Genomic DNA, 24979 nt, shown 5'->3' on the forward strand with positions numbered 1-24979 from the left:
TTCGACGCTCAATTCGGCTTCGGCAGGAAACCCAGCAGCCGCAGCAGAGGCGGCATGGTCAGGCCCTGCACGACGATGGAAAAAGCCACCACGCCGAAGGTGACGACGACGATCTCGTCGCGCAAAGGCAGCGAGGCGGGCAGCGACAGGGCCAGCGCGAGCGCGAGCGCCCCGCGCAATCCGCCCCACCACAAGACATGCTGCTCCGGCAGCGAGACGGCGCTTTTCGCGCCGCGCAAGGCGAGGCTCAGCGGATAGACGGCGGCGGCGCGGGCCGCGAGCGCCAGCGCGATGATCGTGGCGATCACGCCTTGACCATAATGCTCATAATGCATGACGGCGACATTGGCGCCGATCAGCAGGAAGATCACGGAATTGGCGAGAAAGGCCGCGAATTCCCAGAAATTGCTCATGGCCTCGCGGCCTTGCCGGCTGAGGAAGGACCGCTCCCCGGGGCTGAACACGCCGAAATTGCCCATGATCAGCCCGGTCGTGACGGTGGCCAGCACGCCGGAGACGTGAAGCTTTTCCGCCGCCAGAAAGGACGCGAAGGCGGCGATGGTCGAGAGCGTCAATTCGACCAGATGTTCCGACGTGTTGCGCGAAAGCAGAATGGCGGCGGCTCCCGCCGCCGCCCCGATCCCAACGCCGCCTCCGACGATACGGGCGAGCGTCAGCGCCGTCTCGGCGGCGCCCGGGGCATGTTCCCCGGCCTGAATCCAGGCGAGGACGAGGGCGAACAGCACGGCGGCGGCGCCGTCGTTGAACAGGCTCTCGGCCTCAACCAGCAGGCTGAGGCGGCCGTGAAACTTGTTGTCCTTGAACATGGCGATGATCGCCACCGGATCGGTCGCGGAAATCAGCGCGCCGAACACCAGCGCGGGGGCCAGCGGCCAGTCCAGCAGCCAGACCAGCCCCATCGCCATGACCGCCATGGCGAGGATTGTGCCGAAGATCGAAAAGGTCAGAATCGGCGCGAGATCGGCGCGCAGGTCGCGCCAGCGCAGGGCCAGCGCCGCTTCGAACAGCAGCGGCGGCAGGATGAGATCGAGAATGAGTTCCGAGGTGAGGTCGGGGCCGACGTCGAACCTGGAAAAAGCGAGCAGCGCGCCGACGCCGACGAGGCCGATGGTGTAAGGCAACTTGACGCGCCGCGCGGCGATGGCGACCAGCATCGCCACGCTGAGCAGGACGAGAATTTCTTTCAGGCTATCACCCATCGCGGTTCAATCTCTCGTTCAGTCCAGTGTCTGGCGGAACCGCAGCACCGCGATGGTCATGGCGGCGAGGGTGAAGGCGCCGAGCGCCGCCGTATCAGAGGTGAGATCGGCAAAGCCCGCGCCTTTCAGCATCACGCCGCGCACGATGCGCAGATAATGTGTGAGCGGCAGGATCGAGCCGATGTCCTGCGCCCAGTCCGGCATGCCCCTGAAGGGGAACATGAATCCGGACAGCAGGATGCTCGGCAGGAAGAAGAAAAAGCTCATTTGCATTGCTTGCAGCTGGTTCTTGGCGATGGTCGAGAATGTATAGCCCACGGAGAGATTGGCCACGATGAAAAGCATGGTCAGCGCGACGAATGTGCCGAGATTGCCGACCACGGGCACGTTGAAAATGAAGCGCGCGGCAAAGGCGATGAGCGCCATCTGGAGAAAGCCGACCATGGCGTAGGGCAGGATCTTGCCGAGCATGATCTCGACCGGGTTGATCGGCATGGCGAGCAGGGATTCCATCGTGCCGCGCTCGACCTCGCGGGTCACCGAAAGCGCGGTGAAAATCAGCATGGTGAGGGTGAGAATGGTGCCGACGAGGCCAGGTACGATGTTCAGCCGGGTCTCGCCCGCCGGATTGTACCGCTTTTGCAAACGCACCTCGTAAGGCGCGGGTTTGGAGGAAAGGCGATGCAAAGGCCCGAGCAATTCGCGTGTGAAGACCTGCGCGGCCATGCCGTTCAGCGCCATGGCCGCGCCATTGACGGCGGTGGGGTCGGCGGCGTCGGCGATGACGAGAATGGCCGGATTTTCCCCGGCCGCCAGATTTCGGGCGAAGTCCTGCGGAATCTCGACGACAAAATTGACATCGCCCGCGAGCAGCAATGGATCGATCTGTTCGGGGGCGGCGAGGGCGTAGCGGATATCGAAATAATCCGTCGCCTTCAGCGAGGTGATGAAGAGGCGCGAGAAGGCGCTGTGATCATTGTCCAGCACGGCGGTCGGCAGGTGCTTGGGGTCGGAGTTGATCGCGAAACCGAACAGGATGAGCTGCATCACCGGAATGGCGATCATGGTGGCGAAGGTCAGCCGGTCGCGCCGCAGCTGGATCAATTCCTTGACGAAGACGGCGTAAAGCCTTTCCAGCGAGGCCGGCAGAAGCGAAGGTTTTTCGGGCGCGGCGCTCATGAATAATTGTCCTGAGCGCGGCTCATCATGTCGATGAAGACATCTTCGAGATTGGGGGCGTCGCGCTCCCACACGAGTTCCGGCGAGGAAAATTGTTTCGCGACTCGCTCAAGCGCGGCGGCGTCGCGGCCCGCGACATGAAGTTTGGCCCCGAAGGGCGCGACCATGTCCACGCCGGGCGTATGCTTCAAGGTCTCGACGAGTCCCGCCAGATTGTCGCCGGAGACGACGAAGGTCGAGAGTTGCGACTGGGCGATGATTTCCGCCACGGTCCCGCGCGCCAGCAGATGGCCATAGGCGATATAGGCGATCTCATGGCAGCGCTCGGCCTCGTCCATGTAATGGGTCGAGACCAGCACGGTGAGGCCCTCATGGGCAAGCTGGTGGATCTCGTCCCAGAAATCGCGCCGCGCCTTGGGATCGACGCCGGCGGTCGGCTCGTCGAGCAGCAGCAGTTCCGGCTTCGGCATGATGCATGCGCCCAGCGCGAGACGCTGCTTCCAGCCCCCCGACAATTCGCCCGCGAGCTGGTCGGCGCGTCCGCCAAGACCAAGCCGCTCGATCGCTTCGCGCGCGCGGGCGGCGGAATCGCGCAGGCCGTAGACGCGGCCGATGAATTCGAGGTTTTCGCGGATGGTCAGATCGGCATAGAGCGAGAATCGCTGCGTCATATAGCCGGTGCGGCGCTTGATCTCGCGCTGCTGGGTCAGGATGTCGAAGCCGAGGCAGGTTCCGTCGCCGCTGTCGGGCGTCAGCAGACCGCACAACATGCGGATGGTCGTGGTCTTGCCGCTGCCATTGGGACCGAGAAAACCATGGATGCGGCCCCGCCGTACCTGCATCGACAGGTCTTCGACCACGCGCTTGCCGTCGAAGCTCTTGTTGAGCCCGCGCACGTCGATGACGATTTCGGGCGCCTCGCTCATTTCGGCACCTCCGCCGCGACGAGCCGCGCCGTGATAGGCAGGCCGAGCGGCAGCAGGACGGAGGGGTTATCGAGCCGCGCATCGACGCGGAACACCAGCTTGCCGCGCTCCTGCAGCGAGAAAATGACCGGCGGGGTGAACTCCGCCTGTTGCGAAATAAAGGTCACGCGCGCTTCAAGGCCGGGCGGGCAATTGTCGCAAGCGACCGCAATTTTCGCCCCCAGTGAGAGACGCGCGAGCTGCGGCTCGGGAACGAAGAAGCGGATCTTGCGGTTCTCGGGCGGCAACAGGACGAGAATGGGCTGACCGGCGCCTACGATTTCGCCGGGCCAGAAATAGACGTCCTGCACGATGCTCGCCGTGGGCGCGGAAACCGACTGGCGCGCGATTCGCACGTCGATTTGCTCCAGCTGCGCGCGCGCTTGATAGACGGCGGCTTCGGCGCCGGCGATTTCTTGATTGCGCGACGGCAGCAACCCAGCCTCGATCTGACGTTCGGCTTCGGCGAGGCTCGCCTTGTCGCGGTCCAGCGCGAATTTCGCCTGGTCGCGCGCGGCGATCGTGGTCGCGCCCCGGGGCAGCATAGCCTGCTGGCGGTCATATTCCGTTTGCGACAGGACCAAGGACGCCTTGGCGCGCTCCAGACCCGCGCGCAGAACCGCGATCTGCTCCGGCCGCTGCAGAGACGCCTGAAAATTCTTGAGATTGGCTTCCGCCTGTTCGACGCGCGCCTTGGCTTCGACGCGTTGCTGGTCGAGCACGGGCGTCGCCATGGTGAAGAGCGGCGCGCCCTTGGCCACTTGCGCGCCCGGCGCGACCTCGAGCCGCAACAGGCGCTCGCCCTCGATGGGGCCGATCTGGACGAGGTCGCCTTCGACATAGCCGGTGAACAGATCCTGCGGCCTGGATGTCGCGAAGATCTTGCTCCCGAGCCAGCCGAGCGTCAGCAGGACGAGAATCGGCGCGATATATTTAAGGCGGTTTTTCATGTGGTTTTCTTGGTGAGGGCGCGGATGAGCAGGTCGAAATGGGCTTCGATCAACGCGTGGGAATCGAGCGGCTCGATGCGGGCGAAGACGACGCTCCAGATCACGGCGACGAGGGCGGGCGCCATGATTAGATGCGGGAAGCGTGCGGGCTCGTCGGAGACGAATTCGCCGCTGGCGACGCCCTTGGCGACAATCGCCCGGATCATCACCATGCCGCGCGAAATGATCTCGCGATGGTAGAATTCGGCAAGCGCGGGGAAGCGGCCGCCTTCGGACAGGACGAGATGCAGGACGCGCCTGCGGTCGGGGTCCTGCAGCGCGGAGCCGATGGCCTGGCCGACAAGCCGCAGCAACTGGCTCGCGGGAGCTGGGGAGGCGGCGACGGCAAGTTCGACAGACTGCAAGGTCACGCCGATCGTGCTCTTCACGATGGCTTCGAGCAGGTCATCCTTGGATTTGAAATAGAGATAGATCGTGCCCTTGGCGACGCCCGCCGCCATGGCGACATCTTCCAGCCGCGCGGAGGAAAAGCCTTTTGCCGCGAAGACGTCCAGCGCCGCCGCGCGGATGGCGCGCATGCGGTCCTCGCGCTCGCCTTCGGTGCGGGCCTGCCGCGCCATGTTCGCTCCGGGCTCAGATTTATGACTGACCATACAGTCATAATTGAATTCCCGCAATCCCTCGCATTGATCGGCGTCAAGGATTAGACTCACGCGAGGATTACACTGATGTCGCGCCGGCGCATGACGCCGCGCGAAGGGGAGGCGACCATGTTTGCGTCCGAATTCATGACGAGCCCAGTCAAGACGATCGGTCCTGACGCGACGATCGAGGAGGCCATCGCGCTCCTGCTGTCCTTGCACGTCTCAGGCCTGCCGGTGACGGATGCCGAGGGGCGGCTGGTGGGGCTGGTCAGCGAGGGTGATTTTCTGCATCGCGCCGAACTCGGCACGGCCAAACGCAAGCCGCGCTGGATCGAATTCCTGCTCGGTCCGGGCGAGGTCGCCGAATCCTATGTGATGAGCCATGGGCGCAAGGTCCATGACTTCATGACGCGCGACGTTGCGACAGTTGGCGAAAGCGCCTCCGTCAACGAAGTGGTTGAAGTGATGGAGCGCCGCAAGGTGAAACGTCTCCCGGTGGTGAGCGGCGATCGCGTCATCGGCATCATCACCCGATCCGACTTGTTGCGCGTGCTTTCGAAAGTGGTCGCGCCCAAGCCGGCGAGCGCCGCCGACTGCACGGACGAGGCCATTCTCGACAGGCTGCTGGCGGAACTGCGCGAGCAGGGGTTCGCCTCGCCCAAGACCCTCGACGTGACTGTGGAGCAGGGCGTTGTCACCTTGATCGGCGAGATTTTCGACGAAAGGCAGCGTCCGGCGCTGGTGGTCGCGGCAGAAAACATTGCCGGCGTGAACAGGGTGGTCGACAAGCTGGTGTGGATCGAGCCCTTCTCCGGCATGACCATTGGCAAGACCCAAGGTTTTTAGGCGAACAGCTCCATCGCGACGTGGCGGGCGAGCGCGGCTGCGCGCCACGCCTCGTCGCGGCTGATCGGCCCGCCAATGGCGGCGACCTTCGCGAGCGTCTCCTGCAGTGCCGCCGAGCCTTTCGGCGCGAAAATCTCAAGATTCGCTGACAGGGCCTGTTCCAGAGCCTGCCGATCGGCCGGCGTCGCGCCGATATCCGCGGCGAGGAACAAGGCGAGGGCGGCGGCGAGTCCCGGCGTCGCGTCCGAGGCCGGATGAAGGAAGCGGAACAGGTTGCGCAAGCGCTTTTGCGCGCGTGGGTTCTCTCCGGCCAGCGGCGCGAGCGCCTCCACGAGGCTTGATTCGAGCGGCGACAGGGCTGAGTCGAGTGGGGCCAGCGCGAGAGGCGCGTCCAGGGCGCCGACGACGAGCCGCAGAGGCAGCTGGACGCGGCGGGCGAGGGTTTCGGGCGCCGCGCGGAAAAGCTGGGCGTCCAGCGCATAGACCGCGATCAGGCCGGGGCGCGCGAGCAGGTCGTTGAGCCGGTCGAGCAGCGCGGCGGGGGCGGCGATGCTTTCGAAACCATCGACCGCGACCACGATCCGGCCCGGCGCGCCGGGGAACGCGGCGCTCCCGAGCAGGTCCGAAACGGATGCAAGGAAGCCCAGCGCGACGTCGCGCTTACGGGCGGCTTCGTCGGTTTCCATGAACAAGGGCGGGTTCTTGGCCGCGCCTGCGGCGGCGGCGCGGCGCTCGGCCTCCTCCACCTTCCCGGCGAGAGCATGGGCTTCGCTTCCCAGCATTTCGACATTGCGCGCATGATGGGCGACGCTCTGATCGATTTCATGGCGCTTGGCCGCGACGTCCTCGTCGAGCAGGCCGGCGGCCTGGACGAGCGGATGCATGAAGTCGAAGGCGCGCCAGACATTGAGGCCGAGCAGGGCGAGCGCGATCAAGGCGAAACCCTGCGCCGCCAGCGGCAGCCAGTCGAGCCGGCTTTGCAGGAAATCGGCGGTCTGCGCGCCGATCGAGCCGGAGCTGGCGATCACGCCGAGCCAGACCGGCTTGTTGGCGGCGAGCCAGGCCAGGCCCGTGTTGACAGCCAAGCTCGCGGCGGAGAGCAGCAGCAGCCGGGTCTGGCCGCGAAAAGCGTAAAGGCCGCGCAGCGAAGCGAGCAAGCGGGAGACGAGTCCGCCGCTCTCATTGACGTCGCGGGTCAGGTCCTTGAACACCGCGAGCGGTTCGCCGGTGAAGCCGAACCGGCGCAGGCGCGGCTCGACGGCGCTGCGCATCTTGCGCGCATAGACGTCGACGCGGGTTCCCGGGGTGTCATAAAGCAGCGTTTCCTTGATGGCCGCGCGGCGGGTCTCGTTCTGGGCGAGCGCCTGCTTTTCCTGGCTTAGCTTGCGCCGCAGGGCGTCGAGCCGCTCATGGGCCGCCCGGGCGAGGGTGGCGGGATCGGCGCCGAAATGCGCGCCTTCCTGCGCCGCTTCCTGCGCCAGCGCGCCATGACGCAGCGACAGGGCGCGATAGAGCGCGGCGGCCAGCGCCCGCTCCGGCTCGGCGGCGATGTCGCCGGCGCGCAGGGCGACGACCATGGTCGCGCCGGGCGCGGCGAGGCTTTCCGTCAGCCAGCGCAGCGCGCTCGATTTGCCGGCGCCGGCGGGCGCGAACAGGCCGGCGGCGAAGGGCGAGGGCGCGTCAGGCCGGCGAAGAAGGTCAGAAAGGCGCTTCAGAAGGGCTTGGGTCTGCGGCGCGAAACCCGCCTTGTCCGGCTTGGCGGGGGCGTCGTTCTCGAAGGCGCTGGCGGCGGCAAGCGGAGCGGGGGCCGCCGCAGCAGGATTGGTCCAGGGCATTAAAGGCTCGGTCCGGCGCGAATCCGTGGCGGGGTGAAGCTCGGGCATGCGATGTTCGGGATGGACTGCGGACAAGGCTGAGCTCCTGTATCGGGCGCGGCGGCCATTTTAGCCTGAATAGCGGAAATCCGAAGCGCTGATAGGGCCAAAAGTGACTTTTTCTGCGGCGCTTCATATTGGCGCAACGCCAAAAAGGTTTTCTCTTTTCTGCCTCTTGCTCTAAAAGACGGCCAGCGAAATTCCCCTCCGCCGGCGCCAGTCGCCGGCCCAATCTTGAAAGCATTCACGCCCATGGCGCGGCAATTCGTTTATCACATGCAGGGCCTTACCAAGACCTGGCCCGGCGGCAAGAAGGTTCTCGACAACGTCAATCTGTCCTTCTACCCGGACGCCAAGATCGGCGTGCTTGGCGTCAATGGCGCGGGTAAATCGACCCTGTTGCGCATCATGGCGGGCATAGACAAGGAATATTCCGGCGAGGGCTTCGTCGCGGAAGGCGCCCGCGTCGGCTATCTGCCGCAGGAGCCCAAGCTCGACGACAGCCTCGACGTGCGCGGCAATGTCATGCTCGGCGTCGCCGACAAGAAGGCCGTGCTCGACCGCTACAATGAACTCGCCATGAATTATTCCGACGAGACGGCGGACGAAATGACCGTCCTGCAGGACGAGATCGAGGCCAAGGGCCTGTGGGATCTCGACAGCCAGGTCGATCAGTCGATGGACGCGCTCGGCTGCCCGCCCGACGACTGGCCCGTGGAAAAACTCTCGGGCGGCGAGCGCCGCCGCGTCGCCTTGTGCAAATTGCTGCTTGAGCAGCCGGAACTGCTGCTGCTCGACGAGCCGACCAACCATCTCGACGCCGAGACGGTGAACTGGCTCGAAGGCCATTTGCGGACCTATCCGGGCGCGATCCTGATCGTCACCCATGACCGCTACTTCCTCGACAATGTCACCGGCTGGATTCTCGAACTCGATCGCGGCCGCGGCATACCCTATGAGGGCAATTATTCCAGCTGGCTGAAGCAGAAGCAGAAGCGCCTGACTCAGGAAGGCCGCGAAGACGAGGCGCGCCAGCGCGCCATCGAGGCGGAAAGCGAATGGATCGCGGCTAGCCCCAAGGCGCGCCAGGCCAAGTCCAAGGCGCGTATCCAGCGCTATGAGGACCTCGTCGCCAAGCAGAACGACAAGGCGCCGACGACCGCGCAGATCGTCATTCCGGTCGCCGAGCGGCTGGGCCAGAACGTCATCGAATTCAACCATCTCTCCAAGGGCTTCGGCGACAAGCTGCTGATCGACGATCTCAGCTTCAAGCTTCCGCCGGGCGGCATTGTCGGCGTCATTGGCCCCAATGGCGCGGGCAAGACCACGCTGTTCCGCATGATTACCGGGCAGGACAAGCCGGATTCCGGCGAGATCTCCATCGGCGAGAGCGTGCAGCTCGGCTATGTCGACCAGTCGCGCGACTCGCTCGACGGCAAGAAGAATGTCTGGGAAGAAATTTCCGGCGGCAATGACATCATCTATCTCGGCAAGCGCGAGATCAATTCGCGCGGCTATTGCTCGACCTTCAACTTCAAGGGCTCCGACCAGCAGAAAAAGGTCGAGATGCTCTCGGGCGGCGAGCGCAACCGCGTGCATCTCGCCAAGATGCTGAAGAAGGGCGCGAATGTCCTGCTGCTCGACGAACCGACCAATGATCTCGACGTCGACACCCTGCGCGCGCTGGAAGACGCCTTGGCGGATTACGCGGGCTGCGCTGTCATCATCAGCCATGACCGCTTCTTCCTAGATCGCGTCGCCACCCACATGCTGGCCTTCGAGGGCGACAGCCATGTGGAGTGGTTCGAGGGCAATTTCGCCGATTACGAGGAAGACAAGAAGCGCCGGCTCGGCGTGGACAGCGTCATCCCGCACCGGATGAAATACAAGAAATTCTCGCGCTGATTTTTCTTGCGCGACTAAAAAGTTAGCCGGGCCTTTGGGGCCCGGCTTTTTCGTTTGGGGCAATTGAGTTCAGCCCCAGGTTTTCCCCAGCGCGCCGAGGTTCGAGCGCGCCAGATCCTCGGGGGTCATGGCGACGCGGAATTCGACATCGGCTTCGAAGGTCAGATACCAGGGTTCTGCAAGGGCCGGGATCGCCGAGGCGTCCTTGACGTCCACCACCAGCGTCCCGCCGCGCTGGCCGGCCATTTCCGTGAAATAGGCCGCCTCGGGTTTGATCGTTTCGAGAATTTTCCCGATTCTCGGCCCGGCGGAACCGTCGCGCACGAAGCTGTTGAAGGGTTCCGTGGGTAGAGTGACAAACATGAGCATGCGCATGGGCGACCTCCCCGATCGTTGCCCTTGCAGGCTATTCGCTCGGGGCGCTCTCGCCAAGGCCGCATTAGGAGCGCCGCCTACCGGGAAGGCGTCGCGGAAGCTCAGCCTTCGGCGGGCAGCGGCTCGCCTGCCCGCGAGGCCGCGAGCCATTTCTTCAATTCGCTGACGTGCTCCTGCTCCTCGGCGACGAATTCGGTGGCCAGCGCCTTGACTTCCGGGTCGTTTGTCGTATCGAGGACGGACTTGTAATAGGCATAGCCGGCAGTTTCGGCCGCCAGGGCGATCTGCAAGGCCTCTTCGCGGCCAAGCATCGGGTCCGCGCCCCAGACGGCGGCGGCTTCCGGGCTTTCGAGATCGGGCCAAACGAAATCCTCGGGCTTCATCTCGGGCATGTCGTGGAAGCCGGACCGGGCCGTGGCCGTTTCCAGATGAAGTTTGGAATAATGCGCCAGACGCCGGAACAGGCGGGCGACCTCGCGATTGCCGCCGCTCTCCATGGCGTCGGCCAATTCGCCGAACCGCGCCGCCGCCTCGCGTTCGAGATGAACCGAATAGACCAGAAATTCTTCAACCGTCTGCATTGTCCCATGCTCCTGATTTTACACGAAAGACGTCGGCGGCGGGTGACGCCAAGGCTCACAGGCGAGAACCTGTGAGCCTTGGTTAGCCGCATCAGACCGCGTGCGACTTGCTGAGCCATTCCTCGCGGGCGATCCAGGCTTCCAGCACTTTCACATGCTCGGCTTCTTCCTTGACGAATTCCTTCGCCATGGCGACGACGTCGGGCAGCTTCGAGGTTCCGGCGACGGCGTAATAGAATTCATAGCCGCGCTTTTCTCCGGTCAGAGCCGCGCGAAGGGCGTCGAGACGCGTAAGGTCGGCGTCGCCCGCGAGCAGCGAGGTGCGCTCCGGCGTGACGTGATCCGGCCAGACATAATCGGCGGGTATCTGCGCCGTCAGGTCCTTGCCATTGGCGCGCGACTTAGCCTCGTTCAGATGCAGGCGCGAATAGCCCGAAAGCTGGCGGAAAAGCTTCCCCACTTCGGCATTGCCGCAAAGCTCCATCGAGGCGGCGAGGCCGTCGAAATGCAGCGCGGCGTCTTCCTCGACCTTGATGGCGTGGGCGAGGAAATCGTCGACGGAGGCGATCTCGATGGTCGTGCCCTTGTAAACCTTGGCGGCGGTCGAGAGATGCGGCGGCTGGGCGGGGACCGTTTCGTCGCCCGCGAATTTAACGAGGATGTCCTCGTTGCGGACGAAGCACTGGCAGGCAAGGCGATGCAGCGGCGGGATGTCGTTGACTTCCGCCTCCTTGATCTCGTCCTTGGTGATCTTGCCGAGCTGGCGCAGGGCTTCCTTTTCCTTTTCCGTCAGCGCCATGCCATAGGGCCGCTTGGCGCTGAGGATCTGGACTTCGACGAGGCAGGAGCCGCATTCGCCATCCTGGCAGTCGAAGGGAATCGGAATCTTGTTGGCTTTGGCGACGGCGAGGATCGTGCCGCGATCGCCCGCCACGGCATAGACCGTCACGTCACGCGACAGGGACGGCGATGTAAATGTGATATTGGCCATGCAAATCTCCGGGAGTAGCGTTCGCCCCGCGCGGAGGAGGGCGCGTCCGCCGCAGATTCGCGACAGGCGGCGTCACCGCTCCGATGCAAAGGCGAATCTGGCGTCTTGACGGCGAAATTTTCCGCCGCACTCTCGGTCAGCACGCTCCATGCCAGCGGCGGCGGGGCTCGGCAAGACGACGGCGAGACAATCAGCGTCGCTTCGTAACAAAGATGTCCACTGCCGGACCAGAATGTTCGACAATAATGTCCTGACCCAAGCAGTCTTTGTCATGTTTTGCTAAGCGAAATGGAGTCTATTATATAGGCGCCATATAATACGACAAAATATTGAAAACCTGCCAGTTGTTTTGTGCGACGCACAATCATAATACTTAAGGCCAAGCTTTTGCGCCCGGACTCAGGTCTCCGTCGCCGAGGGGGCGCCAAAGGCCTGCGGGGCGGACAGAAGCCACGCCGCGCGCGGCGCGAAGGTCCAGAACCGCTCGCCGATCGAGAGATGCACGCGCGCTTCTCCGGCGAGATGGAGCGCGCGTCCCCCGGGAAAATCCACGAACAGCAGCGCGGCGCGCGGGTCGTGCAGCAGATTGCCAAAACTGTTGAAATAATTATTGCCCGGAAAATCAGGAATTTGCAGCACGCCGTCCCGCCCGACCCGGACGAAGCCAGGGGGGCCGCCACGATGGGACATATCGACCCCGTCAGGCCCGCGCGAGGCGATGAAAAACACATCCGCCTTGGCGATCATGGCGCGCAGGCCGGCGTCGTCGGGGGGCATTTCGGTCCAGACGCCGGGATCGTTTCCGCCCGAGAAAATTTCGCGCGGCGCAATATATTTTGGACAATTGCCAAAGGCTTCCTCGACCGCCAGATCCAGCCCGCCGGCGCGCGCCTCGGCGATCCGCCCATTGACGCGGTTGCGGCGGCGCGCGGCGAAATCAACACCGATCAGGGCGAAGGGCGCGCCCGCTTGCGCCAACAAGCGCTCGCCCGAGGGGAGGCGCGCGGCGATCTCCATATGATGCGGCTCCGGGCACGTCAGGAATCCTGGCGCGCCATGCAGCAGCGACGCGGCGGGATGGCCCGCCTTGTCGAGGCCCGCCACGAAAACCAGCGGCAGACGCGCGAAGAAATCGCGCTGCTGCGCGCTGAGAGCGGTCCGTATCACAGGCCCGATCTCCGGCGCCCCGGCTGCGCGCCGCGCCGCTTCTTCGCCCGCGTGCCAAGGGCGGCGGTCTGGCAAGGGGCGGTCGGGCAGGGGCAGGTCGGGCAAAGGCGTCGCCATGGGTCAGGCCGCCAACAGACCCGCCTTGGTGGCGGGCATGGGCGCGAATCCAGGCAGCGCTTCGATGCGGCGCAGCCAGGCGACGAGGTGGGCGTGCGGCGTCAGCGCAACGCCGCCTTCCGGCGCATGGGCGATATAGGAATAGAGCGCGACATCGGCGATGGTCGGCCGTTCATTGACGAGGAAAGTCCGTTTCGCCAGCAGGGCGTCGAGTGTCGTGAACAGGCGCTCCGCGACGGCCTTGGCGCGGGCATGATCGAAATCCATGCCGAAGACAGTGACGAGCCGCGCGCTGCAGGGGCCGTTGAACACAGGCCCCTGCGCGACCGAGAGCCAGCGCTGGACCTGGGCCGCGCCCTCGGCGTCGCGCGGCAGCCAAAGCCCGTCCGCGTCATATTTTGTCGCGAGATAGACAAGGATCGCGCAGGAATCCGCGACGACCACGCCATCGTCCTCGATCACCGGAACGGTTCCGAAGGGGTTGAGCCGCAAGAAGGACTCGCTGCGCTGCTCGCCGCCGGCGAGGTCGACCTGATGAAAGTCGAAGGGCAGATCGAGCAGGCGCAGCATCAGTTTGGCGCGATGGGAATGGCCGGACAAGGGGAATCCGTACAGCAGAATTGGCTTTGACGGACGCATGTGGTTCTCCCGGGATCGTGTGGGCCGTTGCGGCCTTGCCAGATCAAACTAATCCTTTTCATTTGCGCGTTAATAAGCAAATTTCTCATCAGACTATTGCGTAAATCGGAACAATCACATGGACCGGCTGGACTCCTTGTCGATCTTCGTCGCCGTCGCCGAACGCGGCGGCTTCATTGCGGCGGCGCGGAAATCGGGGCGCTCCCCGGCCGCCGTCAGCAGGGCCGTGGCGGCGCTGGAGGAGCGCTTTGGCCAGCGCCTGTTCAATCGCACCACCCGGGCCTTGTCTCTGACCGAAGCGGGCGAAAAACTGCTGGAGCGCGGGCGGCGGCTGCTGGCGGATTTTGATGACATGTCAGATGCGCTGCAGGGCGGCGACGCGCCGCGGGGCGTCCTCACGCTCACCGCGCCGGTCATGTTCGGGCGGTTACACATCATGCCGATCGTGCGCGATTTCCTCCACGAGCATCCGGGCATTGACGTCAACCTGCAGCTATTCGACCGCGTCGTGTCGCTGGTGGAGGACGGGATCGATCTTGGCCTCCGCATCGGCAAGCTGCCGGATTCCTCGCTGATCGCCGTCCGGGTGGGCGCTGTGCGCCGGGTATTGGTGGCCTCGCCCGATTATCTGGCGCGGGCGGGCGTTCCCGCCGACCCCGCCGGTCTGGCGGATCACGCCTTCATCGCGGTTTTGGGCGCGGCGGCGCCGAGCCATTGGAGCCTTGGGGCGGAAGAGGATAAGACGATCCGCTTTCGTCCGCGCCTGACCGTCAATTCCATCGATGCGGCGCTCGACGCAGCCACGGCCGGGCTGGGAATCGTGCGGCTTTTTTCCTATCAGGTCGCCGATTCCGTCGCGCAGGGGCGGCTGGTCCGCATATTGCAAGATTTCGAACCGCCCGCCGCGCCGATTCATCTGGTGCGGCCGCCAGGCCGCGCGCCGCGCAAGGTCGTGCTGTTCATCGAAATGGCGGCCAATGCGCTGCGAGCAAAATTTGGCGCCGTTTAAGGCCGGAAAGCAAAAAATAGCTTTTTTGACCGGGAAAAAACGCAGTTTCGACTTAGTCGAGAGGCTCGGTTGACCGCGAGCGGGGGCATAGGCAAAGTCATCCGCTTGGAGAGATGTTCGGGATGCGCAAGCCGTTTGTCGTACTTGCCGCTTCGCTGAGCCTGGGGCTGGCGCTGCCGCTGGTCTTTCCCGGCAAGAATTCCGCGCGCCGGTTTCAGGTCGCGAGCGAGGACATCTGCCGCGGCGCCGCCAGCGTGCCGCTGAAAATTGGCGCTTTTCCGAATTTTTCCAAAGCGATCCGCGAAGAGGGCAGGGTGCGGATCGTCGCCATCGGCTCGTCCTCGACAGAAGGCGTGGGGGCCAGTTCGCCGGCCGCGAATTACCCCTCGCAACTGCGCGACATGCTTGAAAAGGCGCTGCCGTCGGAATCGGTCGAGGTCGTCAATCTCGGCATTGGCGGCGAGAAGGCCGCGCAGACCGTCGAACGTATGCGGGGCGAAGTTCCGCGTCTCGGCCCGGATCTTGTGGTCTGGCAGGTCGGCACCAATGATGGGGTTTCGGGCGTCCCGCCGCGCCAATATGAGGCGACGCTGCGCGCGGCGCTGCGCTTCCTGAAACACAGCGAAGCCGATGTGCTGCTGGTTGGCATGCAGTGGTCGCGCAAGCTCGCGGCCAATCCCAATTATGGCGCAATCCGTGAGGTCACCGCGCGGATCGCGCGCGAGGAAGGCGTCACGCTTGTTTCCCGCTATGAGGCGATGCGGCAATTGGGTGAGGCCACCGGGCGCGAGGATTTCATCGGGCCGGACAATCTGCATATGAATGATCGCGGTTATCGCTGCCTCGCCGAGCAGATCGCTGCGACCCTCTCCCATTCCTTCGATCAGAGGACGGCGGGCGGCAAGCTCTGAGCTTGGGCTGGCTTCAGGCTTTAGGCGCGACGGCGGCCCACCATTCGAGCGCGGCGTCCAGCGTGCAGGACAGGGTTTCGCCAAGATCGCCCGCGAAAGCGCGCCAGCCCGGCTCACGCATGGCGCCGACGCCGATCAGGGTGGGAACGCCGAGGCTCGCCGCCTCGCCGATTTCCGCGATCAGGCCGCCGCCCTCGATTTCGACGCGCCCAAAACGGGCGAGCAGCAGCAGGTCGGGCGGCGAGGCGAGGCTTTGCGCCAACAGTCCGGCGGCCTCGGCGAGCGCGGCGGTGTCGAGCCGGCAGCCTTCCGCGCAGGCGCCGAGATCCTGCGTGATATTGATGCGCTGGCCGCTGCCAAGTTCCGTCACGAAGATCGAATCCCCGCACGGCTCCTGAAGCAATCCGCCGACGCGAAAGCCCTGCGCGGCGACGATCTCGCGCAAGGAGGCGAAAAGCGGATCCACCGATTCGCCTTCGCGGTAGATCATGGCCGCCAGCGCGGCGCGCGTGCTCATGCGCCGGCCTTCCGAATGACGAAGACCAGCGCGCCGTCCGCCTTGATCTGGCTTTCGAGAAGGTCGCCGGTTTCGCGCAGCAGATTGGGCAGGTCGATCGCGCTCAAAGGATCGGTGCAGGCGACCTCGACCGTTTCGCCAGGGGCAAGGGCGGTGAGATAGCGGCGCGTCTTCAGAACGGGCAGGGGGCATTTCAATCCCCGCAAATCGAGCGTCTTCAAGGGGCTTGCCTCAACATCTCCTCGGCGCGGGCGAGATCTTCCGGCGTGTTCACGTTAAAGAAGGGATCGCGCCCGGTCGCCGGCCATTCGACGACCGTCATATCATAATCGCGCTGGAACTGGCCCACGCCGCGCATGTCTTTTTCGAGCAAGGCGCGGCGCAAATCGTCGCGCAAGCTGAGCGGCCAAAGCGCGACCACCGGATGGACGCGCCCGCCGGAGGCCGCGCAGGCAAGGCCGGAACGCGTTTTTTTCCACGCGGCTTCGAGCAGCCGGGAGGCGAGATCGTCCGGGAGGAAGGGGCAGTCGCAGGGCAGGGTGAGCAGGAATTCGACGCCCGGCGCATGAGCGGCGGCGAAATCGAGGCCGCCGAGAACGCCCGCGAGCGGACCGAGCCGTCCGGGCGCGGCGTCCGGCGCGATGGGGAGGTTCAAATCCACGAAAGGCGCGAGGGTTTCGGCGTCGGGCTCATGGAGATTGAGCGCGACCGCGCCGCATTGCGCCCGCGCGACATCGGCGACGCGGTCGATCAGCCGCCGGCCGCCCAGCGGCAGCAGCGGCTTGGCGCGGCCCTCCATGCGGCGGCCGAGGCCTCCGGCGAGGATCAGGGCGAGAAGTTTTCCGTGTGGCTCTGTCATAGCTTCGGTTTCGTGAGGTTGCTTTGGGCCTCGATGACGTATAAAGATATGTTTATATCCTTCTGGACCATAAATGACCGATCAGCCCGCAACCCTGCACGACGCTTTGGCCAGCCTCGCCGCCATCGGCGAGGAATCGCGCCTGCGCCTCTATGTGCTTTTAGCGGAAGCCGAGCTTGCGGTCAGCGAATTGGTGACGATTTTGGGCCAATCGCAGCCGCGCGTGTCGCGGCACCTCAAACTCCTGCTGGAGGCTGGCCTCGTCGAGCGGCGCCGCGAGGGCGCCTGGGCTTTCTTCCTTGCGCCGGAAAAGGGCGCTTCCGCCGCGCTGGCGCGGGCGATTCTGGCGCGGCTGGACCTCAATGACAAGGTGCTTGCGGCGGATCGCGCGCGTCTGGCCGAAGTACGCGCGGCCCGCGCCGCGCAGGCGCAGAAATATTTCGCCGAGCACGCGCCGGTCTGGGACGAGACCCGCCGCCTGCACGCGCCCGAAGCCGAGGTCGAGGCCGCGATTCTTGCGGCGGCTCTGGAAGGCGCCCCGCGCTGGCGGCGGCTGCTCGACATCGGCTGCGGGGCGGGGCGCATGCTGGAGCTGCTGGCGCCGCAGGCCGAGAGCGCGCTCGGCGTCGATCTGTCCGCCGCAATGCTCGGCGTGGCGCGGGCGCGCGTCGAACAGGCCGGGTTGCGCAATGTGCAATTGCGGCAGGGCGACATTTACGCGCTGCCCGTGGAGCCGGGGTCCGTCGATCTCGCCGTCGTGCATCAGGTCCTGCACTATCTCGACAATCCCGCCCGCGCGCTGCGCGAGGCCGCCCGCGCTCTGGCGCCGGGCGGACGGCTGATCGTGGTCGATTTCGCGCCGCATCACTGCGAGATGCTGCGCGAAAAACACCAGCACCGTCGTTTGGGTTTCGCGGCGGAAGAGGTCGCGGATCATTTGCGCCAGGCGGGGCTGGAGCCCTTGTCGCATCGCGACCTCGCGCCGGGCGATTCCGCCGGCGACGACAAGCTCACCGTTTCCCTCTGGCTGGCGCGCGATCCGCGCCAAGCGATTCATCAAGCCGACCAGTGAGAGTTTCATGATGCAGGAGCAGAGGCTCAGCCGCCGCAATCACCGGCCGATCGACGTGTCGTTCGAATTCTTCCCGCCGAAGTCGCCGGAAATGGAGACGGCCCTGTGGGAGGCGATCTCGCGCCTCGCGCCGCTCGGTCCAAAATTCGTCTCCGTGACCTATGGCGCCGGCGGCTCCACCCGCGAGCGCACCCATTCCACCGTCGCGCGGATCCTGCGCGAAACCGACATCAAACCGGCGGCCCATCTCACCTGCGTCGGCGCGACGCGGGCGGAAGTGGACGAGGTCGCCCGCGCCTATTGGGACGTGGGCGTGCGCCATATCGTCGCCCTGCGCGGCGACCCGCAGGGCGGGCTCGGCGGCGACTATGCGTCCACGCCCGGCGGCTACGCCCATTCGACCGATCTCGTGGCTGGCCTGCGGGCCATCGGGGATTTCGAAATCTCGGTCTCGGCCTATCCGGAAAAACATCCCGAGAGCGCGAGCTTCGAGCAGGACATCGACGTGCTGAAGCGCAAGATTGACGCCGGCGCGACCCGCGCGATCACGCAATTCTTCTTCGACAATGACCTCTATTTCCGCTTCCTTGACCGCGTGCGCGCGGCGGGGATCACGATTCCGATCGTGCCGGGCGTGACGGCGGTGCAGAATTTCAAGCAGACGGCCAATTTCGCCAAGCGCGCGGGGGCGAGCGTGCCGGACTGGCTGGGCGAGCGCTTCGAGGGGCTCGACAATGATTTGCCGACCCGCCGCCTGATCGCGGCGGCGGTGGCGGCGGAACAGGTGTTCGACCTGCTGGACCGCGGCGTCGAGCAGTTCCATTTCTATACGATGAACCGCGCCGACCTCGTCTATGCGGTTTGTCATTTGCTCGGCGTGCGCGCGGCGCCGGCGAAAGCGGAGACAGTAGCGACGATCTAGCTGCGACCCCTTCTCCCCCCAGGCCGTTCGTCCGGACGGCCGTCCTTGCGGACGGACTATGGCGGGAGAAGGTGGTCCGAAGGACCGGATGAGGGGGCGTCAGCAGCAAGGAACGGACCTCTCATCCGTCTCGCCGCCTTATGGCGACGATCCACCTTCTCCCGCAAGGGGAGAAGGAAAAGCGCGCCGGAAACTTGCGTCGGTATTCAAGAGGATGGACAGATGACCACGAAAAATCGCTTCGGCGGCAAGACGGCGCTTCAAGCCTTGACGGAAGCGGCGCGCGAAAAAATTCTCGTGCTCGACGGCGCCATGGGCACGATGATCCAGCAGCGCAAATTTTCCGAAGCCGATTTTCGCGGCGACCGTTTCGCTGACTGGCCCCGCGACCTGCGCGGCAATAATGATCTGCTGATCCTGACCCAGCCCGACGCCATCCGCGCCATCCATCTCGCCTATTTTCAGGCGGGCGCGGATATTGTCGAGACCAACACCTTCTCCTGCACCACCATCGCCCAGGCCGATTACGGCATGGAATCCCTGGCGCGCGAGCTGAATGTCGAAGGCGCGCGGCTGGCGGTCGAGGCGGCGATCGAGGCCGAGAAGCGCGACGGCAAGACGCGCTTCGTCGCGGGCGCGCTGGGGCCCACCAACCGCACCGCCTCGATCTCGCCGGACGTGTCCAATCCGGGCTTTCGCGCCGTGACCTTCGACGAGCTGCGGGTGGCTTACAAGGAAGCGGCGAGCGGGCTGATCGAGGGCGGCGCCGATATTCTTCTGCTCGAAACCATCTTCGACACGCTCAACGCCAAGGCGGCTCTGTTCGGCATCGACGAGGCCTTCGAGGAGACGGGCGTCATGCTGCCGGTTATGATCTCCGGCACCATCACCGACCTTTCCGGCCGCACGCTCTCGGGTCAGACCCCGGCCGCATTTTGGCATTCCCTGCGTCACGCCAAACCCTTTTCCATCGGCCTCAATTGCGCGCTCGGCGCGCGTGAAATGCGCGCCCATATCGCCGAGCTGTCGCGTATCGCGGACACTTTCGTCTGCGCATATCCCAACGCCGGCCTGCCCAATGAATTCGGCCTCTATGACGAGAGCCCGGAGGCCATGGCCGAACTCGTCGGCGAATTCGCGGACAGCGGGCTGGTCAATGTCGTTGGCGGCTGCTGCGGCACCACGCCGGCGCATATTCACGCCATTGCGAAGAGAGTTTCGGGCGTGACACCCCGCGCGGTCCCGGTCATCGAGCCGCTGCTGCGGCTTTCCGGCCTTGAGCCCTTCACGCTGACGCCGGACCTCAATTTCGTGAATATCGGCGAGCGCGCCAATGTCACCGGCTCGGCGAAATTCCGCAAACTCATTCAGGCCGGCGATTACGCCGCCGCGCTCGACATTGCGCGCGATCAGGTCGCCAATGGCGCGCAGATCATCGACGTCAATATGGACGAAGGCCTGCTGGATTCGCAGAAGGTCATGGTCGAGTTCCTCAATCTCGTCGCCGCCGAGCCGGATATCGCGCGCGTTCCAGTGATGGTCGATTCCTCGAAATTCGAGGTGATCGAAGCTGGCCTGAAATGCCTGCAAGGCAAGGCTGCGGTGAATTCGATCTCGATGAAGGAAGGCGAGGAAAAATTCATCGAACAGGCCAGGATCGTGCGCCGCCACGGCGCGGCGGCGGTGATCATGGCCTTCGATGAAAAAGGGCAGGCAGACACTTTTCAACGCAAGATCGAAATCTGCACGCGGGCTTACAAGATCCTGACCGAGAAGGTCGGCTTCCCGCCCGAGGACATCATCTTCGATCCCAATGTCTTCGCCGTCGCCACCGGCATCGAGGAGCACAATCATTACGGCGTCGATTTCATCGAGGCCGCGCGCGAAATTCGCGAAAAACTGCCGCACGCCCATGTCTCCGGCGGCGTGAGCAATCTCTCCTTCTCGTTCCGCGGCAATGAGCCGGTGCGCGAGGCGATGCACAGCGTGTTCCTCTATCACGCCATTGCCGTCGGCATGGACATGGGCATCGTCAATGCCGGCCAGCTCGCGGTCTATGAGAAGATCGACCCGGAATTGCGCGAGGCCTGCGAGGATGTGGTGCTCGACCGGCGCCCCGACGCCACGGAGCGCCTGCTGACGCTCGCCGAGCAATATCGCGGCAAGGCGGGAGAGATTCGCGAGAAGGACGCGGCCTGGCGCGAGGCGAGCGTCGAGGCGCGGCTCGAATATGCGCTCGTCAATGGCGTGACGGATTTCATCGACGCTGACGTCGAGGAGGCGCGCAGCCGTTCGACGCGCGCGCTCGACGTCATCGAAGGCCCGCTGATGGCCGGCATGAACAAGGTCGGCGACCTGTTCGGCGCAGGCAAAATGTTCCTGCCGCAGGTGGTGAAATCGGCGCGCGTGATGAAGGCGGCGGTCGCCTATCTGCTGCCTTTTATCGAGGCCGGCAAGGCCGAGGGCGACGAGCGCAAGAACGCCGGAAAGATCCTGCTCGCCACGGTCAAGGGCGACGTTCACGACATTGGCAAGAATATCGTCGGCGTCGTGCTCGCCTGCAATAATTTCGAGATCGTCGATCTCGGCGTGATGGTCCCGGCGCAGCGCATTCTCGACGAGGCGAAGAAACAGAAGGTCGATATCATCGGCCTCTCCGGCCTCATCACGCCTTCGCTCGACGAGATGGCTTTTCTCGCCTCCGAAATGCAGCGCGAGGGTTTTGACGTTCCGCTGCTGATCGGTGGCGCTACCACCAGCCGCGTCCATACGGCGGTGAAGATCGCGCCCAATTATGTGAAGGGCCAGGCGGTCTATGTCACGGACGCCAGCCGCGCAGTCGGCGTGGCGCAATCGGTGCTCGGGGCGGACAAGGACAAATACAAGCAGGATTTGCGCGCCGAATACCAGCGCGTCGCCGAAGCCCACGCCAAGGCCGAAAGCGAGAAGCGCCGCGTGCCTTTGTCCCGCGCGCGCGCCAACGCGTTCAAGATCGACTGGGAAGCCTACGCGCCGCCCAAGCCGAGCTTCACCGGCATTCGCATCCTCTCCTCGCTCGATGTGGCGGAGCTGATCCCCTATATCGACTGGACGCCCTTTTTCCAGACCTGGGAATTGAAGGGCCGTTTCCCAAAAATTCTCGAAGACGAGAAGCAGGGCGAGGTCGCGCGGCAGTTGTTCGAAGACGCGCAGAAAATGCTCAAGCGCATTGTTGACGAACGCTGGTTCAATCCGAAGGCGGTGCTGGGTTTCTGGCCGGCCAACGCCATCGGCGACGACATCGCGCTTTACACCGGCGAGTCGCGGCAGGAGAAGCTGGCGACGCTGCACACTTTGCGCCAGCAGCTCGCGCGCCACGACGGCAAGTCCAATACCGCCTTGTCCGATTTCGTCGCGCCGCATGACAGCGGCAAGGCGGATTATGTCGGCGCCTTCGTTGTGACAGCCGGGCCGGAGGAGGGCAAAATCTCCGACAAGCTCGCCCGCGCCAATGACGACTACGGCTCGATCATGGTCAAGGCGCTGGCCGACCGCATCGCCGAAGCCTTCGCCGAATATTTGCATGAGCGCGTGCGCAAGGAGTTCTGGGCCTATGCGCCGGACGAGGCCTTGAGCCCTGAATCGCGGATCGCGGAAGATTATCGCGGCATCCGCCCGGCGCCGGGCTATCCGGCCCAGCCCGACCATACCGAGAAGCAGACCATTTTCGATCTGCTCGCCGCGTCGCGCCGCATCGGCGTTTCGCTGACCGAGAGCTTCGCCATGCTGCCGGGCTCATCGGTCAGCGGGCTCTATTTCGCCCATCCGCTGGCGCATTATTTCGGCGTCGCCAAGGTCGAGCGCGATCAGGTCGAAGATTACGCCGCGCGCAAGAACATGAGCGTTGGGGAGATCGAACGCTGGCTGTCGCCGGTGTTGAACTACACGCCCACGGGCGCGTGAGGGCTGTCGCTCGACAAGCGCCTTCTGTCATGCGTCGTCAATCGGCTTCCTGTCGCGCCAGGGCGACGAGCAGATCGGTCTGCGTGAGCAGGCCGATCACGTGACGCCTGTCGTCCACCACCACGACTTCATGCGCCCTGCCGTCAGTCAGTTGCGCGACAAAATTCAACGCGGGGCGGTCCGCCTTGGCGACCAGCGCCGGCTTGGCGACGGCGGAGACAAAGGCGTCGTCGCCGATCAGGTCGCTCGCCGTCACCATCCCCGCCAGCACGCCGAACCGATCGATCACCGGCAGCCGGCGCAGGCGCCGCTCCCGCATGAGTTTGCGCGCCTCGTCGGTCGTCGCGTCGAGTTCGACGCTGATCACATCCTTCGACATGATGTCGCCACAGGACAGCGGACCCGTGATGCGGTGGAAGACGCGCAATTCCACCTGCTGCACCAGTCGTTCAAGATCATCGCGGTCGATGTCGAAGGCTTCGTGCAATTCCGCCAGAACCGCATCGACGTCTTCGGCGCGAACGCCGCCGCGCGTCTGGGGCGGCTGGTCCTGGGTCCCGTGCAAATGGCCTGGCGCCGCCGCAGCGACATGCGGATAGGAATGCCGGGTGAATCGATGGAAAATCCAGCCGAGGACGACGAGAATGAGCGAGTTGGCGCCGACCGGATTGAAAGCATAGAGAAAGTTCGCGCCATGGCTCCCATGCGTCGCCATCACGGTCATCAGGGCCACGGCGCCGCCAGGCGGATGCAGGCAGCGGGTCAGCGACATCACCACGATAGCGAGGCCGACCGCGGCGCCGGTCGCCAAAATCGGATCGCCGACGGATTGGCCGACGGCGATTCCGACCAACCCCGAAAGGACATTGCCGCCAATAATCGACCAGGGTTGCGCCAATGGACTGGACGGCACCGCGAACAATAGCACCGACGAGGCGCCTATCGGCGCGACGATCAACGGCGTCATGCCGGCTTCTGGAAACGCCCGGCTGGAAATGTAACCGGTGAGCCCAATCCCGAGCAGCGCGCCCAAACCGGCGAAGACCCTATCAAGCGCCGTAGCGCCCGCGAGCGCCGGCGCCCATTGGCGTTTGCCTTGCGCCATATTTTCCTCGGCGGCTTGCTGATCGAACGGATCATGAGTCGGGATGCTTATTTTATAGGCATACTGACGGATGCCGACAAGTCCGCCTCGCTAAGTTCACAATTCGCAGCGTGGTCTGAAACCGATCTGCGCCGCGGGCATTGTCTTCTTGAGGGCGCGGAGCGAAGGCCTCGGCTCCGACGGGAGGAAATATGCGCGCAAGTGTCATTCGGCGCGTCTGGACCGCCTCCGCCTTCGCGCTGATGCTTGCGGCTTCCGCGACGGCGGAGAGTCCAGCGCCGCCACCCCGTCCGGACGATTTGCCGTCGCCAGCAGTCGAGACGCCCTTGCCGCCGCAGCGACCGGCCGAATTGCAGCCGCCATCTCCCGAGGCGTCTCCGGCTCCGGCGTTTCCGCCGTCGCGCCCGCAAGACCTTCCGCCCCCGAAACAAGATGTGACGCCGCCCAAACAAGACATGCCGCCGCCGAAAGCCGAGACGCCGCCAGCTGAAACGCCTGCGCTGCCCATCGCCGTGTCGCCGCCGCTGAACGAGCGGCCGGAAGAGCTCGCGACCTGCGACGCGCTGCTGGCCGGCGGGACAGTCGCCGCCACCCGGGTCGCGCCCATCCCGGACGAGAATGGCTGCGGCATCGCGGCGCCGGTTTCGCTGGAGGCGGTGATCCTGCCCGACAAGCGCCGCGTCGATATCGAGCCGCATCCTGTCCTGCGCTGCGACGTCGCGGCGGAAGCGGCGCGCTGGATCGCGCAGGATGTGATCCCCGCCATGGAAGACGGGAAGAGCCGCGTCGCTAGCATCTCCGGCGTCGGCGGCTATGAGTGCCGCGCGCGCAATCGCGCGCCGGGCGGACATCTTTCCGAACATGCGCGCGGCAACGCCATGGACATCACGGCGATTGTTTTCGCCGATGGCCATGTCGTCACGCTGGCCAGCCGGTCCAATGACCTGACGGCGGCGACAAGCCTGCGCGACTCGGCCTGCGCCCGCTTTGCGACGGTGTTGGGTCCGGGCGCCGACGCTGCCCACGAAAGCCATATTCACGTCGATCTCGAACCGCGCCGCAACGGCGGCAAGATCTGCCAATGGGATCTGCGCTGAATCCGGCTGTGGGCGCCGCGTCCGCGTCTAAAAAGGCGCTTGCGCGCCCCGCGCGGCTGCGGTTTGCTAAGGCGGCGCCGTTGGACCGGATG

At 64.9% G+C, this 24979-nt stretch carries 23 protein-coding genes; 8 read left to right on the forward strand and 15 right to left on the reverse strand.

The features are described 5' to 3' along the window. Positions 1–8 precede the first annotated feature (8 nt). Genes QZ409_RS03010 through QZ409_RS03030 form a run of 5 tightly spaced genes read right to left on the reverse strand, consistent with a single transcriptional unit; the run spans position 9 to position 4934 of the window. Positions 9–1220 (reverse strand): sodium:proton antiporter, encoded by a 1212-nt coding sequence (locus tag QZ409_RS03010; RefSeq protein WP_296706966.1) that lies wholly within the window; start codon positions 1218–1220, stop codon positions 9–11. Positions 1221–1238: 18 nt separating this feature from the next. After that, a complete protein-coding gene (locus QZ409_RS03015; RefSeq protein ID WP_296706967.1) occupies positions 1239–2399 on the reverse strand; it encodes an ABC transporter permease in 1161 nt (386 codons plus the stop codon). Continuing rightward, positions 2396–3325: an ABC transporter ATP-binding protein gene (locus QZ409_RS03020; protein ID WP_296706969.1), complete on the reverse strand. Its 930-nt coding sequence runs from the start codon at positions 3323–3325 to the stop codon at positions 2396–2398. The genes QZ409_RS03015 and QZ409_RS03020 overlap by 4 nt, the downstream gene beginning before the upstream one ends. Next, positions 3322–4314, reverse strand: a complete 993-nt coding sequence (locus tag QZ409_RS03025) for an HlyD family efflux transporter periplasmic adaptor subunit (protein WP_296706971.1) — start codon at positions 4312–4314, stop codon at positions 3322–3324. Before QZ409_RS03025 ends, QZ409_RS03020 begins: the two co-directional genes overlap by 4 nt. After that, a complete protein-coding gene (locus QZ409_RS03030) occupies positions 4311–4934 on the reverse strand; it encodes a TetR/AcrR family transcriptional regulator (protein WP_296706974.1) in 624 nt (207 codons plus the stop codon). The genes QZ409_RS03025 and QZ409_RS03030 overlap by 4 nt, the downstream gene beginning before the upstream one ends. 150 nt (positions 4935–5084) lie before the next feature. Here QZ409_RS03030 and QZ409_RS03035 point away from each other — a divergent pair, with 150 nt between their 5' ends. Continuing rightward, the gene (locus QZ409_RS03035) at positions 5085–5804 is read left to right on the forward strand and encodes a CBS domain-containing protein (protein ID WP_296706977.1); all 720 of its coding nucleotides are present in this window, start codon (positions 5085–5087) and stop codon (positions 5802–5804) included. Here QZ409_RS03035 and QZ409_RS03040 read toward each other — a convergent pair. Further along, positions 5801–7714 carry a hypothetical protein gene (locus QZ409_RS03040; RefSeq protein WP_296706980.1) on the reverse strand — a complete coding sequence of 638 codons (1914 nt, stop codon included), beginning with the start codon at positions 7712–7714 and terminating at the stop codon, positions 5801–5803. The genes QZ409_RS03035 and QZ409_RS03040 overlap by 4 nt on opposite strands. A 216-nt stretch (positions 7715–7930) precedes the next feature. Here QZ409_RS03040 and ettA point away from each other — a divergent pair, with 216 nt between their 5' ends. Beyond that, positions 7931–9583 (forward strand): energy-dependent translational throttle protein EttA, encoded by a 1653-nt coding sequence (ettA, locus tag QZ409_RS03045; protein ID WP_296707136.1) that lies wholly within the window; start codon positions 7931–7933, stop codon positions 9581–9583. Between the two features lie 69 nt (positions 9584–9652). On the opposite strand, the gene QZ409_RS03050 is transcribed toward ettA, so the two are convergent. From QZ409_RS03050 to QZ409_RS03070, 5 genes are all read right to left on the reverse strand, one after another. Continuing rightward, positions 9653–9958 (reverse strand): hypothetical protein, encoded by a 306-nt coding sequence (locus QZ409_RS03050; RefSeq protein WP_296706982.1) that lies wholly within the window; start codon positions 9956–9958, stop codon positions 9653–9655. 101 nt (positions 9959–10059) lie between these two features. Continuing rightward, positions 10060–10539: a ferritin family protein gene (locus QZ409_RS03055; RefSeq protein WP_296706984.1), complete on the reverse strand. Its 480-nt coding sequence runs from the start codon at positions 10537–10539 to the stop codon at positions 10060–10062. 91 nt (positions 10540–10630) lie between these two features. Continuing rightward, positions 10631–11530, reverse strand: coding sequence for a 2Fe-2S iron-sulfur cluster-binding protein (locus QZ409_RS03060; protein ID WP_296706987.1), 900 nt, complete (start codon positions 11528–11530; stop codon positions 10631–10633). 399 nt (positions 11531–11929) lie between these two features. After that, entirely contained in the window at positions 11930–12814 is an 885-nt protein-coding gene (locus QZ409_RS03065; protein ID WP_296706989.1) for a pyridoxamine 5'-phosphate oxidase family protein, read from the reverse strand. 3 nt (positions 12815–12817) lie between these two features. Further along, on the reverse strand, positions 12818–13453 hold the full coding sequence (locus tag QZ409_RS03070) for a glutathione S-transferase (RefSeq protein WP_296706991.1): 636 nt from the start codon (positions 13451–13453) through the stop codon (positions 12818–12820). A 118-nt stretch (positions 13454–13571) separates the two neighbouring features. Between QZ409_RS03070 and QZ409_RS03075 the strand changes: the two genes are divergently transcribed. Both QZ409_RS03075 and QZ409_RS03080 read left to right on the forward strand, forming a co-directional pair. Then, on the forward strand, positions 13572–14462 hold the full coding sequence (locus tag QZ409_RS03075; protein WP_296706993.1) for a LysR family transcriptional regulator: 891 nt from the start codon (positions 13572–13574) through the stop codon (positions 14460–14462). 122 nt (positions 14463–14584) lie between these two features. Further along, on the forward strand, positions 14585–15373 hold the full coding sequence (locus QZ409_RS03080) for a GDSL-type esterase/lipase family protein (protein ID WP_296706995.1): 789 nt from the start codon (positions 14585–14587) through the stop codon (positions 15371–15373). 13 nt (positions 15374–15386) lie between these two features. On the opposite strand, the gene QZ409_RS03085 is transcribed toward QZ409_RS03080, so the two are convergent. From QZ409_RS03085 to mobA, 3 genes are read right to left on the reverse strand one after another with little or no spacing between them, the layout of a single operon-like run. Further along, positions 15387–15890 (reverse strand): DUF2478 domain-containing protein, encoded by a 504-nt coding sequence (locus QZ409_RS03085; RefSeq protein ID WP_296706997.1) that lies wholly within the window; start codon positions 15888–15890, stop codon positions 15387–15389. After that, positions 15887–16111 (reverse strand): sulfurtransferase TusA family protein, encoded by a 225-nt coding sequence (locus QZ409_RS03090; RefSeq protein WP_296706999.1) that lies wholly within the window; start codon positions 16109–16111, stop codon positions 15887–15889. The genes QZ409_RS03085 and QZ409_RS03090 overlap by 4 nt, the downstream gene beginning before the upstream one ends. Beyond that, positions 16108–16749, reverse strand: coding sequence for a molybdenum cofactor guanylyltransferase MobA (mobA, locus tag QZ409_RS03095; protein ID WP_296707001.1), 642 nt, complete (start codon positions 16747–16749; stop codon positions 16108–16110). The genes QZ409_RS03090 and mobA overlap by 4 nt, the downstream gene beginning before the upstream one ends. 73 nt (positions 16750–16822) lie before the next feature. On the opposite strand from mobA, the gene QZ409_RS03100 reads away from it, so the two are divergent. The 3 genes from QZ409_RS03100 (at position 16823) to metH (ending at position 22685) form a co-directional block, all read left to right on the forward strand. Continuing rightward, on the forward strand, positions 16823–17821 hold the full coding sequence (locus QZ409_RS03100; RefSeq protein WP_296707003.1) for a metalloregulator ArsR/SmtB family transcription factor: 999 nt from the start codon (positions 16823–16825) through the stop codon (positions 17819–17821). A 7-nt stretch (positions 17822–17828) separates the two neighbouring features. Further along, positions 17829–18743: a methylenetetrahydrofolate reductase [NAD(P)H] gene (gene metF / locus QZ409_RS03105; protein WP_296707005.1), complete on the forward strand. Its 915-nt coding sequence runs from the start codon at positions 17829–17831 to the stop codon at positions 18741–18743. Positions 18744–18965: 222 nt separating this feature from the next. Continuing rightward, positions 18966–22685 carry a methionine synthase gene (gene metH, locus QZ409_RS03110; protein WP_296707007.1) on the forward strand — a complete coding sequence of 1240 codons (3720 nt, stop codon included), beginning with the start codon at positions 18966–18968 and terminating at the stop codon, positions 22683–22685. Between the two features lie 37 nt (positions 22686–22722). On the opposite strand, the gene QZ409_RS03115 is transcribed toward metH, so the two are convergent. Continuing rightward, positions 22723–23790: an HPP family protein gene (locus QZ409_RS03115; RefSeq protein ID WP_296707010.1), complete on the reverse strand. Its 1068-nt coding sequence runs from the start codon at positions 23788–23790 to the stop codon at positions 22723–22725. Positions 23791–23981: 191 nt separating this feature from the next. On the opposite strand from QZ409_RS03115, the gene QZ409_RS03120 reads away from it, so the two are divergent. Then, positions 23982–24887: an extensin family protein gene (locus QZ409_RS03120; RefSeq protein ID WP_296707012.1), complete on the forward strand. Its 906-nt coding sequence runs from the start codon at positions 23982–23984 to the stop codon at positions 24885–24887. Positions 24888–24979 lie beyond the last annotated feature (92 nt).

Origin of the sequence: Rhodoblastus sp. (genome assembly GCF_019449565.1) — a bacterium.
GTDB lineage: Bacteria > Pseudomonadota > Alphaproteobacteria > Rhizobiales > Beijerinckiaceae > Rhodoblastus.